At 55.3% G+C, this 13,104-nt stretch carries 8 protein-coding genes; 4 read left to right on the top strand and 4 right to left on the bottom strand.

The genetic code is table 11. The features are described 5' to 3' along the window. Positions 1 to 136 precede the first annotated feature (136 nt). Positions 137 to 1,159 (top strand): zinc-dependent alcohol dehydrogenase family protein, encoded by a 1,023-nt coding sequence (locus tag ACYASS_RS00350; RefSeq protein ID WP_463584611.1) that lies wholly within the window; start codon positions 137 to 139, stop codon positions 1,157 to 1,159. A 72-nt stretch (positions 1,160 to 1,231) separates the two neighbouring features. Here the strand turns inward: ACYASS_RS00350 and ACYASS_RS00345 are convergent, their stop codons facing one another. The 4 genes from ACYASS_RS00345 to paoC all read right to left on the bottom strand — a co-directional run bounded on the left by ACYASS_RS00345 (position 1,232) and on the right by paoC (position 6,151). Further along, positions 1,232 to 1,936, bottom strand: a complete 705-nt coding sequence (locus ACYASS_RS00345; protein WP_463584610.1) for a helix-turn-helix transcriptional regulator — start codon at positions 1,934 to 1,936, stop codon at positions 1,232 to 1,234. A gap of 2 nt (positions 1,937 to 1,938) precedes the next feature. Next, positions 1,939 to 2,871 (bottom strand): NAD(P)-dependent alcohol dehydrogenase, encoded by a 933-nt coding sequence (locus ACYASS_RS00340; RefSeq protein ID WP_463584609.1) that lies wholly within the window; start codon positions 2,869 to 2,871, stop codon positions 1,939 to 1,941. Positions 2,872 to 2,985: 114 nt separating this feature from the next. Next, positions 2,986 to 3,900: a LysR family transcriptional regulator gene (locus ACYASS_RS00335; RefSeq protein ID WP_463584608.1), complete on the bottom strand. Its 915-nt coding sequence runs from the start codon at positions 3,898 to 3,900 to the stop codon at positions 2,986 to 2,988. Positions 3,901 to 3,940: 40 nt separating this feature from the next. Continuing rightward, positions 3,941 to 6,151 carry an aldehyde oxidoreductase molybdenum-binding subunit PaoC gene (gene paoC, locus ACYASS_RS00330; RefSeq protein WP_463584607.1) on the bottom strand — a complete coding sequence of 737 codons (2,211 nt, stop codon included), beginning with the start codon at positions 6,149 to 6,151 and terminating at the stop codon, positions 3,941 to 3,943. Positions 6,152 to 6,633: 482 nt separating this feature from the next. Between paoC and ACYASS_RS00325 the strand changes: the two genes are divergently transcribed. The 3 genes from ACYASS_RS00325 (at position 6,634) to ACYASS_RS00315 (ending at position 13,022) form a co-directional block, all read left to right on the top strand. Continuing rightward, a complete protein-coding gene (locus ACYASS_RS00325; RefSeq protein WP_463584606.1) occupies positions 6,634 to 8,658 on the top strand; it encodes a M10 family metallopeptidase C-terminal domain-containing protein in 2,025 nt (674 codons plus the stop codon). Between the two features lie 557 nt (positions 8,659 to 9,215). Beyond that, on the top strand, positions 9,216 to 11,414 hold the full coding sequence (locus tag ACYASS_RS00320; RefSeq protein WP_463584605.1) for an McrB family protein: 2,199 nt from the start codon (positions 9,216 to 9,218) through the stop codon (positions 11,412 to 11,414). A gap of 3 nt (positions 11,415 to 11,417) precedes the next feature. Continuing rightward, a complete protein-coding gene (locus ACYASS_RS00315) occupies positions 11,418 to 13,022 on the top strand; it encodes a DUF2357 domain-containing protein (protein ID WP_463584604.1) in 1,605 nt (534 codons plus the stop codon). Positions 13,023 to 13,104 lie beyond the last annotated feature (82 nt).

Genomic DNA, 13,104 nt, shown 5'->3' with positions numbered 1-13,104 from the left:
GGGCGGTGGACTGGTTTGCGTTCATGGCGGCTACACGGCAGCGATCTTTCTTGTAAGGTGCAGTCGGTGCCTTTTGGGAATGCCCAAGGCTCGACACATCTCCACGCTCTAAATTTTGCGAAACAAGGATTAACCGATGAAAGCTTTCCAGATAGGTGCTCAAAATGGCCTGGACTCACTGACCGCGACTACCCGTCCCGAATTGTCTGCCGGGGCAGGGGAAGTGGTTATCGCCCCCCGGCTTGTGAGTCTCATCAGTCGAGACGTCCAGATTCTTCGGGGTGTATATGGCCCTAAGCAGGCGCCTGAACGTATTCCGGTTTCCGAGGGCGTCGGAGAAGTCATTGCAGTCGGCGAAGGGGTTGAGCAGTTTGAGCAAGGTGACCGGGTCATCTGCGGTCATTTTCCTGACTGGCTGGACGGGGAGTTTCGCGCTGACGTTTTCAGCCATGACGTCGGTGTCAGCCACGATGGCTGGCTTGCTGAAAAAATTGTACTTCCGGCAGCGGCGTTGATCCGCGTCCCGGAAGCGTTGACGGATAAAGATGTCGCCGCACTCGCGTCCGCTGGACTTACCGCCTGGAATGCTTTGGTTGAGGTCTGCAAGGTCAAGCCGGGGGAACTTGTTCTTTGCCTGGGCACTGGGGGAGTGGCCTTGGCAGCGTTGAAAATCGCCAAGGTCCTGGGCGCGCGAGTGGCGATGACTTCCTCAAGCGATGAGAAACTGGAATATGTTCGCGAACTCGGCGCGGACATCACCGTGAATTACCGCACCCATACCGACTGGGCCGCACAGTTGATGCTGCTTACCGGCAACGCAGGTGCCGACATTATCATCGAGACAGGCGGTCAAGATACGTTGGGCCAATCCATCGCGGCAGCAGCTGTGAACGGGCGTATTGCCGTGATAGGTGTAAGCCCTGGGCAGAAGTCGCCAATACCTGACTATGTATCGCTCATCCTGAAAAACGTGACCATCCGGGGCATCGCCAACGGCAACCGCAAGATGTTCGTCGACCTGCTGCGCGCCATCGAAGCGAACGGCATTCAAACGGTAGTCGCGAAGACTTTCAGGTTCGACGACGCGCCTGATGCGTATGCCTATTTCGCCGCTGCGCAGCACGTTGGCAAGGTGTTGATCGAGTTCGAGCACGACTGAAACCTGGGCGAAGTCTTGAACATTCCTGGTCGTTAAGGATTGGAGCAAGAGTTTCGTGTTGGACGGTAATGATCAGCAAGCCTCGCCACGGCTATTGCAGGGTAGAGTGTCCGAGGCGCGCCATTCTTTAATCAATTGGCGGCGATTGCGGGAGTAACGTTCTGCAAGCACCTCAACGTGTGTCAGGTTATCCAGGTCGATCATTCGAAACTGATCGTCACCCTCGCACCAAGCTGCCAGAGAACGTTTGGCTTCAATGAAACCTAACATGATCGGCCAAATGATCTGGGCGTCCATTGGCGCATGAGGGAGCGAGAGCGTAATACGAAGCTTGTACTGATCTCGCAGCGCGCGGCGAATCTCGCTTAAGTCGATCGGTGTGGAATTGAGTGCGGGGCTGCTGACGTAGAAGGTCTCATCCTCGAACGCCGGGCGCATGTCCAAAGGCAAAACGGCGTTAATTTTAGCCAGTGCGTTTTTAACCGAGAAGGCAAATTTGTCGTCGGTATGACGGCTGACCCATAACGCACCGATAACAAGGGCCTGTATTTCTTCTTCTGTAAATGAGAGTGGAGGCAGAAGAAAACCGGGTTTGAGAACGTAGCCCAAACCCGGCTCACCATCAATGTCGGCCCCCATACCCTGCAATGTCAGGACATCGCGTCGTATGGTTCGCAGCGATACTCCCAGCTCTTGGGCGAGTGTGCGTCCAGATACCGTTCTGCGATGTCGGCGGAGAACTTGCATCAGCTCAAACAATCGGTCACTTCTGGCCATTTCTACTCCATCGATATGACACCCTTACCGCCGGGTTTTCGACCGTTTTCGAGCTCCCCGATCAATTTGATAGCATCGCGTAGAGAGACAGATATCGCCACCGGGATTCTGAAGCGTCGCTCGCTGGCAGCTTTAGCGAGCTTATCCAGAATTTCTGCGCGCGGCGACCCGATAATAGGTTTGAGTCTGCGATCAAAAAAAGCGCGGATAAACTTGCTGGGGCCGGGGTTCAAATCCAGGAACACACCGCCCGGGCGCAACATGGAAACACCTGTCGAAACATCCAGAGTCGCCGCTGTGTCGTAAACCACCTCGAATCGGGTAGCGATACTTGATGCCTGTGTATTCCTATAGTCGTAGACGGTTTGCACACCCAGTGTTTTTGCCCTCTGTATGTCCTTTGCGCTGCAACTGCCCGAGACAACAGCGCCATGCATCAGCGCTATTTGTACCGCTGCTTCGCCGACAGCGCCGGCACAACCGTTTACGAAGACATGCTGACCGGCTTGCAGCTTCGCCTTGTCGATGAGTCCATTCCATGCCGTTATGCCCGGTGTGCCCAGACAAGCTGCATCCTCGAAGGGAACATCATCAGGCTTGTGGGCGAGGAACGTTTCCTTTGTGATAACAGCCTGGCCAAACGCACCGCTTTCCTTGAAACGGGCCAGGCCGAAAACGGGATCACCCTGTTTAAAACGCGTGACGCCCGGGCCGACCGATATCACGGTGCCAGAAAAATCCATACCCATTGCACGCGGGAACTTCTTACCGGTGACGATCTTCATTTGCCCGGTGCGCAACTTCCAGTCAATCGGATTGATTGCAGCAAATTTGACCCTCACCGCCACCTCACCTTCGCCTGGAGAGGGCAGGGCAAAGTCGCTAACCCGCATGACCTCCGGGCCACCGTAAGAGTCGTACTGAATGCGTTTCATCATGCGTCTCCAAAGTCCGGCAAATGCCTGGAGATCACTTTATAGAACGATGTGGACAGTTTTTGGCACCATGTTCGCACTGAGCTGCAAAAAGCGGCAGGCGAGCGGAAGGCACTATGGAAGTGGCCCCATAGGTTCAAGTTCGCGAATCAGATCAATAAGTAGACGAAGGCCTACAGGAACCTGCCTGAAGCTTGAGTAGTAGATGTGAAACCCCGGGTCGTAGTGAGTCCAGTCTTCCAGTACTCGCTGCAGCGAGCCTTCCGCGATCTGTCGCTCGACTACCGAGGCTAGAACGTACATCAATCCAGCGCCGCGCATCGCCATCGTGACGCCAACACGTGCTTCATCGATCGTGATGGCGCCAGGGACGTCAATCTCCAGCTGTTGGCCTTCTCTAGAGAATTGCCAATGGTAGATGTGTGCATTACCCAGGCGCACACGTAAACAACGATGATGGTGTAGATCTTCCGGGTGTTTCGGGGTGCCGAATCGTTTGAGGTAATCAGGCGAGCCAACAACTGCCCACGCAACATCGGGAGACAGTCGTCGAGCGATCATGTCTGCGGGAACCGTCCCACCAAAACGAATGCCTGCATCATGCCCCTCGCCGATGACATCGACCATTCGATTGGTCACGGTCAGATCGATCTCAATGTCCGGATAGCGATCCACAAAAACCGGAAGCACGGGACCCAGCAGTAATTTGGCACCGTCGCTCAAGACGTTCAGGCGGATACGTCCGGCGGGTTCATCGCGGAGTCTGTTCAGGGCCTCCAGTGCTTGTCCGATATCATTGACCGGAGCGCTGATCAGGCTCTGCAGTTCCTCGCCAGCGGCGGTGAGCGTCACGCTCCGCGTCGTGCGATTGAGCAGTCGAACGCCAAGCCGGGTCTCAAGCCCTTTCATTGCATGGCTCAGCGCCGACGCACTGATTCCCGCCTCCAGACCAGCCTTTCTGAAGCTTTGATGCCGAGCGATGGCGAGGAAATAAACAATATCTGCCAAATTCGTGCGGCTTAGCTGCATTTGTTACTCCGAAGCCAAAACAGTTAGTAATGGGGAAAAGTCAGCCCTGAGCGGGCAACTGGTCAATGAGCTTATCGAGCGTGATGGGGTAATCGCGAACCCTGAGGCCGGTAGCGTTATAAACAGCATTGGCAATCGCCGCGGCGGCTCCAGAAATACCGAGCTCGCCGACACCCTTGGCCTTGAGAGGTGTTGCGTAAGGGTCCACTTCATCAAGGAAAATCACCTCCTGATGAGGGATGTCGGCATGCACCGGTACCTCGTAGCTGGCCAGATCGTGATTAACAAAAAATCCCAGGCGATGATCCACAATCATTTCTTCCATAAGGGCTGCGCCTGCGCCCATGGTCATACCCCCGATGATCTGACTGCGAGCTGTTTTGGGGTTAAGTATTCTGCCTGCGGCACACACCGCTAACTGACGGCGAATGCGAATTTCTCCTGTCGCGGCGTTTACACCCACCTCGACAAAGTGTGCGCCAAAGGTTTGCTGAGCATACTGCTTTGCCAGGTCGCCAAACTCCATGACGTCTTCGGCTGACAGGTCGCCATCCTTTGCTGCCACTGCCAATGGCAGGTTGTACGAACCTTCGCGAACATGGCCGCCAACAAATTCTGTTTTCGCTGGGTCGAGGCCCAGCTTCTCAGCAATGGCTTCCCTGAGTTTAACGCAGGCCGCATAGACGCCTGCCGTGGATGAGGCTGCTCCCCACTGGCCGCCAGAACCTGAAGACTCCGGGAATCTTGAATCCCCCAGGTAGACGTTCACCTTGTCCATTTCGACGCCCATCATTTCAGCAGCCGTCTGGGCAATGATTGTGTAAGAGCCGGTGCCAATATCTGTCATATCTGTTTCGACGGTGATCAGGCCTTTACGGTCAAGCCGGACACGTGCAGCCGATTTCGTAGTGGGCGCGCCACGAATGGCAGACGCCATGCCGATGCCGGTCCACCAGCCGTCATGCAGTTCCTTGCCGGGAAGGGGATTGCGTAGAGCCCAGCCAAAACGTTCAGCTCCCGTATTCAGGCACTCGACTAACTGGCGCTGAGAGAAACGACGATCTGGCTGCTCCGGGTCCACCTGGGTGTCGTTGATGACGCGAAATTCCACAGGGTCCATACCCAGTTTTTCAGCCATTTCGTCCATGGCAATTTCCAGCGCCATCATGCCAGGCGCTTCACCTGGCGCACGCATGGCGCTGCCTTCGGCAAGGTCGAGTTCGGCAAGGTATAAACGGGTCATACGGTTCGCACCCGCATACAACGTTCGGGTCGATGCAGTAGCAGCCTCGGTGCGACCACCTCGCAGGTTGCCCGACCAACTCTCGTGGCCTATTGCGGTAAGCGTGCCGTCCGGGTTGGCACCCAGGCGTATTCTCTGAATCGTCGCCGGTCTGTGCGTCAGGTTGTTAAACATGAGCGGGCGTGGAAGCGCCACTTTTACAGGGCGCCCGGCCGCTTTCGCCGCGAGAGACGCCAGCACGGCGTCACACAGAATGGTGCCTTTCCCGCCAAAGCCGCCGCCAATGTATGGCGAGATCAAGTGAACGTTGTCTTTGGGGATACCCAGTGTTTTGGCCAGGTCTCTGACACCCCAGTTCATTTGCTGGATAGACGTCCATAGCGTCAGCTTGTCTCCTTGCCACTGCGCGATGGTCGCGTGGGGCTCCATCATCGCGTGGGCGTGATCCGGAGTGGTGTAATGACCATCGAGTGTGAATGCAGCCTTTTTGAACTCGGCTTCGAAATCTCCGACTGCCGTGTGTGGAGGAGGGCCAAACGCACCCGGTGCGGGTGTTTTGGCTGACTCTCGTTGCGCAGCCAGGTCGTAGGCTCCAGGTTCGCTGACGTAATGGACCCTAACCAATGCTGAAGCGGCCCGGGCCTCTTCAAACGTGTGCGCAACGACGATTGCTACTGCCTGGTGATAATGATCCACCTGGGGGCCGGCCAGTGCGCGATCGACGTAAAACTCGCCCCTGTCCAGTTGACCTGCATTCTCATAGGTGACGATTGCAATGACGCCACTGGCATGGCGTGCTTCGCTCAAATCAATTGATGAGATCCGCCCCTTGCCGATTGATGAACCTAATACATAGCCGTAAGCAGGGGGGCTGACAGTGGCCTGTTGTTCATAGGCATAGGTCGCCGTGCCGGTAGTTTTCAGTTTGCCTTCAACGCGATCTTTGGGTTGTCCAATCACCTTCATTTGATCAATCGGGTTGCTGCTCGCAGGCGTATCAAACTTCATGGGGCTTGCTCCTTGTCAATCGACCGCCATCTAGCGTCTTGGGTGGCTGACGCCGGATGTTCCTCAATAATTCCATCCTGGTGCGAAGCCATAATCGCTGGTGCACTGGATGAAACAGGCAGGGTGGGCTTTTCATGGCTGGAGCCTATGGCACCGGGCTTGCGCTGATAACCGGGGTTTTCAACATGAAGCCATGAGCAGGGCTCAGTAGTGCTTCGTCAAGTTCACACAGAACCTGTGGGTCTCGCGGCAAACATAGGGCCTGCAGGGGCTGCCGAAGGCTGCGATCGCGGTGTGTCAGGAGAAATGCTTCGCAGCCTTCGGCAGCTCCTACAGAAAATGCATTTCAAATCCACGCTGAACAGATTTCTGGCACATGTTGCGTCTTTCGAGGTCAGAGTTTTGCTCGGTCGTCCGACATCTCGACGAGCGCCCTTATTCCACTTCGAGGTGGATCCCATGACGTTTAAAGGATTGGCAACATGGAAGAGCAACGCACGCATACCGTGATCACAGCGCCCGGGCAGGTTTCAGTAGATCCCTCAATCCTGGGTGATAAGGCCAACAGCGTCGCCATGCAGGCGGATGGCAAGATACTGGTTGCAGGCTTCAGTACCTATGTCCTTGGCCGTTTGGGCGATCCTTATGAAGAGCACGAAACACGCGACAATTACTCGGTGATCCGCCTCAATGCGGACGGCACGATGGACACAACGTTTGGTGACGACGGTGTATTAATGGTTCAGGCGACGGTAGACCAGGATCAGGGCATCTATATGACGGTGCAGCCGGATGGCCATATTCTGTCAGCCATCGCCGGGCCGATGGGCGTACGTGTTCAGCGATTCAGTGAGGACGGCACCGCGGATACCACCTTTGGTGGCACCGGGGTTGTTGACCTCGATATTCCGCCCGCCGACAACGGCGGACATATCACGGTAAACCCGGATGGGACCCTCTACATCACTGGCATGGAGGGTGACTACCCTGCTGTGGCCAAGCTCAACGCCGATGGTTCAATGGCCACTGAGTTTGGTGAGAATGGCAAGTTCACCTTCACCGGTGGAGGTGAGTTCATCGGGGTTTACAATTCGACGACAGTGCAACCGGACGGGAGCTTCCTGTTCGGTGGAAATTATTCGGCAATGAGTGATTACTCCTACAGCATTGTCAGAGTCACTGCTGACGGCGAACTGGACACCAGCTTTGCTGACAACGGCACCCTGGCGTTCGAAGCGTCGTTCGGGCTACAGGGGCAATCTGCGGTCACTGTGCAGCCCGATGGCAAAATCATCATTGCAGGCACCAGCACGACGTTCGACGCCGCTACCGTAGTGCGCCTCAACGCAGATGGCAGCTTTGATACCAGCTTCGGCGACAACGGCGTCGTTCACCCGGCATTAGGTGCTAATCAAGGCTACTCTGCGCGTGGCGTAACCGTGCAGGAAGACGGAAAAATCGTGGTCGTCGGCCAGGCTGGTTACGCCATTACCCGGCTTAATGCTGATGGCTCTCTGGACACTACGTTCGGCAGCCAGGACGGCAATCGCCACATTGATGGCTGGACCGGCGCGGACAATCTGATGGGCAACGATCAGGCTGAAATCATAAAAGGTCTGGGCGGCGATGACGTATTGCAGGGCAACGGCGGACGGGACGTCCTGATCGGCGGCACTGGCGCTGACATTTTAAGATTCGACGCGGTCAGCGACAGCTTCCGTACCAGCACCACCACTGGCAGCGACCGCATTATTGATTTCGACGCGACTCAGGATCGTATCGACCTGATTGGCCTTGGATTCACCGGCTTGGGCAATGGTCTGGACGGCACGCTTTCACTTCAGGTAAACGATGAAGGCACGCGTACGTACCTGAAAAGTTTTGAAGCCAACGCTCAGGGTCAACGCTTCGAACTGGTGCTTGAGGGTAACTACCTCGATCAGTTGAACACCGACAACCTGGTGTTCGAACCTGTGAACATCAAAGGCACCGCAGGAGCCGACGTGATCAACGGCTCGGCTATTGCTGAAATAATCCAAGGCCTGGGTGGTAACGACCATATCAATGGAGGCGGGGGAGATGACGTTATCCAGAGTGGTGCCGGCCGTGACATTTTGAATGGCGGAGAGGGCGCAGACACTTTCCTTTACACCTCCATTCTCGATAGCTACCGCACGGCCACGGACAGTTTTTCCGACGTCATCGAAAACTTCGACAAGCGGGTCGATCACATTGATGTCTCGGCGCTGGGCTTTACCGGGTTCGGGGATGGTCGCGGCGATACACTCAAACTGAGTTACAACGAAGAGCTGGGCCGTACCTACCTCAAGAACTACGAAACCAACGAGTTGGGGCAGCGTTTCGAGCTAACTCTGGACGAGCACTGGCCGTTGACGGAGCTGCAAGATACCGTGATCTTTGCGCCGCAAAACGTCGCCGCCGTTTCTACAGAGGTAGAACTGATAGGCGCGCAACCTGCGCCAGCGCAGGATTGGGCCTTTACCTGAGTTTCTATTTCTGAGCTGCTGTCAGCTCTTGAGGGACATAGATCCCCGGTAGCTTTGCAAGCTGCCGGGGGATTTTGGCGACGTGCGTGCGCACAGACGCAAGAAGAACAGATCACCCCAGCGATGGCATCGCGTGCGAAATCCTTCTTGGGTTCGGAGCTGCACCAATCGCGATTTAAGTGGAAAGCCCCAAAGCCCCGTATTTCCTAGGCCAAACCGAGCCCTTCGATAAATGAGTGGAATCATTTATGGTTTTTCCGCTGAAGAAACAAAATAAATCGTGATTTTCCACCAATTATTTTCACCAGATTCGTGATTTTCCGCTGATTGATTTAAGCGATTTTTGAACCAATATGTACGTAATTCGCGTGAAGTTTTCAGCTGGACGAGATGGGGTAGAGCGGGTCACTGCCACGCTTTTCCCGGAGCTGGCTTCCATCTCCCAGTGATGACATTATTTCGCCATCTATAAATATCGTTGGTGGAGAATGGACTTGCTGGATCTTAAGGATGACGAACAGCTGAGGACTGGGTGTATTAGCCTCCAAGAGCAGGTAATGTCCTTGGCGGGTAATCAAAGCTGGATCGCCGAATTCCAGAAATGGTTGGTGCGTGTCAGGGATGTGTCTCATGAGGAGTTCCTAAGCAAGGACTTCCAGCTGGCGCTCTGGGACACCGAGGCTGTTTCGGCAACAGGCATGGGGCGCATCAACATTTCTGCGGTCGCCGATAATCCGGCAATCGCAGAGAGCCTCTGGCATTTGAAGCAAAAGTACGCGCAGACAAACGATCCTTCTGAGAATGAGATGCTCATCGCTGACGCCTGGGCTCAAATTGCATCCGCGGTTGCTGGGCTGACCAAAAGAAACCCTCGACTCAAGATGTACCGTGTTTTCGCATTGCTTTGTCCTGGCGCTTTCACGTCGATAGCGCATCATCGAAAACTGCGCGAGCTGGCTCATGCCTTGGGGCTTCCACTGAGCGGTCAGAGGCGTCATCTGCACCGCCTCGTATTGAACCGGTTAGATGACGTGCTGGGTGAGGTGGCTGACGTCTATTCCAGGGAGGGCGTCTCACGTTTGACGCTGCCTTGGCTACTGTTTGTCAACTATGTTCAGAACCCAGAAGGCGAAGCCACCGAAATATCCGACCTGGAGACAGGTGACGAAGTACTCAAGCCCTTGCCTCCTGAGAGAAGGAGGCGCGGTCTGCTGGCGATTGGCGGAGGCACAGCCACCATTCAAAGCATGATCGACTTTGCAACAGATGGATGTACACGTGAAGACTTCATCCAACACTTGCAATCGATCAGCCCTCAATCAAAAACGTCGACTTGCAATACTCAGCTGAATGCTCTGATCGCCGAGTGGGGCGTGTTACGTGCCAACGCAAATAACCTGCAATTAACGCCTCGCGGCGAGGCATTCCTGGAGTCGGGTGATCCAGATGAGATCATTGACTGGATGATCACCCGCATCTTGGGGTTTGACTATTTGCTAGCGGCATTGCGTGACACACCCTTATCTAACCGTGACGCCATCCTCACACTCAGAAAGGCAAACCCAGGATGGACGACTGATTTCGCCCCATCAGCGATTATTGGTTGGTTCAGGTACCTTGATCTGGTCACGATCTCCGAGAAAGTGCTCAGCCTTACCGAAAGGGGTAAGCAGTGGGTTAATCGCATTCACTGGGAGCCTAAGGGGCTTGCGAGCATTCCAGGTCTCAGCCCGTCCTTGGCTCAAGTAGCCCTAGTCCAGCTCGATATCGAAATTGAGAGGCCAAAGCTGGGCGCCGTGATTGCCCGATTTGATCAAGAGTTTCGCTTTCCAGAAGAGCTGATCGGACAGCTTGATGCTGGATTGTGGGGGCATCCGAGGCGTCATTTCGCGGTGCTGACAGGTTTGAGCGGTGCGGGAAAGACGCAACTAGCCCGTAACTATGCGCTGAGTCTGTGGCAGGACGATCCCCAGCCAAGTGAAGGGCTGCTGATCGTGCCTGTCCAGCCAGGCTGGCATGACTACACGAGTCTGCTGGGTTACGTTAATCCTCTGGAGTCAGACGCGTATGTGCGTACTGGCGTCCTGGATTTTCTCCTGCAGGCAAGCGCCAACCCGACGAAGCCCTACACACTGGTTCTTGATGAAATGAACCTCTCTCATCCGGAACAATATCTGGCGCCTCTGCTTTCAGCGATGGAAACCGGCGAAACGATCGTCTTTCACGGTCAAGTCGACGAGATCGATGGTGTTCCTCCAGGCATTCCGTATCCGAGCAACCTAGTGATCATCGGCACCGTGAACATGGATGAGACCACTCATGGGTTGAGCGACAAGGTGCTTGATCGAGCGTCTGTGATCGAGTTTTGGGACATTGAGGTCAAAGCATTTTCTGGCTGGCAGAAGAGCTCGCTTGAGGATGAACAGATTTCAATCGTCAGAAATCTCATGTCCTCACTCATGGATGTGCTTCGTCCAGCTCGACTGCATTTCGGGTGGCGCACGCTCAACGACGTGATTGGCTATCTGCAGCAAACACAGGCGGGTGGTGTCATCGAGTTCTCACGTGCTCTCGACCATGCCATTTATTCGAAGATACTCCCCAAGTTGCGTGGCGAAGATAGCCCGCGACTTCAGCAGGTGTTCACATTGCTACATGCCACGCTGAAAGATGCGGGGTTGGGTATGTCGCTGCGCAAGGTTAAAGAGATGGCCGACGACCTGGCTCACTCCGGCTCGACCAGATTCTGGCGGTAGACCATGTCGATCATCTTGCAGGTAGAGCAGGGGGATGCTCGATTTGACGTGCACCCCAGTCAGTTGAACCCAGGTTTCATGGAGAAGAAGGCTTATCGTTTTACCGCGCTTGAAGGGTTTTCCTTCTACGTTGATGACCTCTTGGTCGAGACGGTCGACCAAAACGGCGCGTGTGCGTGGTTATGGTCGCCAGGCTTTTATGCAGGAGAGGTCGCGGCAGAGCTTCTGGATGACCAGGGGCGGACTGCCGCCATTTACCGGCTGGATGTTTCAGCAGCTGATAATAAGCTCGGAGGCCAGGCATTCGCTGCCATGGTTGAGGCGATTCTGGATTTCGACCCGGCTCTCGTTCTGGGCACAGAAGAGGCTCAGTTTGGAGTTGGCCATGATGGAGCACTAACCAACCCGCATTTGCAGTATGCGAGGCTGCGACGCTATGGGGATCGGCTTCACCGCGCGCTCAAACAGATATCTCAGCGGCCGTTAACAACCTTGAAGAGCGACCGCACCTCGGTGAGTGCCCACACGGTCAAGCGGTTGGACTCCGCATCACTGCATAAGGCACTCAGAGGGCCGACGGGGCAGGCACTGTTGCATCCTGCTAGTACTCAGCGTCCGGCCCTGAACACTGTACGCTTTGAGGTCAGCAGATCTTACGAGGAAGAGGACAACCCGGCGAATCAGGCCGTTGGGCTTGTTCTCTCCGATGTTCTTAGACGTTGCCGGCAGGTAGTGAGGGGACTTCAACATGCCGCTGCAACTGAGGTGGTCAGCGAAACCCGATCAGCGTTAACGCCAAGGCTCGTACGCCGAATCGCGTTCACCGAGTCGCTTGCTCGCAAGCTTGAACGGCTTCAACGCGCGAGACCTTTCTCTATCGTGACTGCCAGACGTCTATCGGCTGCAGGATTGAATGCGATCTCTGCTCACCCTGCATATGCGCGAGCTTATCGGTTTGGTTGGTACGCGTTGCGTTCAGGGTGGTTGGGAAAGGATCCTGATGAGACGCTGTGGATTAGTCCAACATGGGAGATCTACGAGCGGTGGTGCTTTGTGACGGTAGTCTCACAGCTGCAACGTCAGCTTCCTGAACTCGTCTGGAGTCGTGAATATCGATCGTTGGGCTTAAGAGAAATCGTATGGAGGGGAAAAGCGGCTGATGTGACCGTTGAGGTGTGTTACCAAGTCCGATGCCCAGCGATTGATCAGCCTGCGCATCGCGGTTTCCAAAGTTTATCGCGAGAGCGATATCCGGATATCGTCGTGACGTTGGACTCGCCTTCGGCGAAGCGCTTCGTAGTTTTCGACGCAAAGTATCGCAGCGCCCGCGCCAGCGTCTTGGATGCGATGGAGTCAGCACACATTTATCACGACAGTCTCCGGTGGAAGGGCATCAAGCCTGACGTTTCATTGCTGCTGATACCTCGGGCAGACAAAGTAATGTCGCTTGTCAGCCCGACCTATCATGCGGACTATGGGGTCGGAGCTTGGCAAATCGGGGCTGAATCAGAAGGGGAGGCGCTGGGGATCGAGCTCAAACGTATTTTGAGTGCAGTCTCAATCGCGGCCGCTCCGGCGGGTACAATTCCTACAGGAACGGCGAAGTAATCGAATGCGTCCCCAGCCTGAGTGAAAATTCCTTCCGGCTCTCGCCAGAGCTCAGAGCTCAGAGCTGGAAAGGGAGTATCTA

The organism is Pseudomonas sp. HP_14 (assembly GCF_055283875.1).
This window is presented reverse-complemented; position numbering and strand designations above follow the sequence as displayed.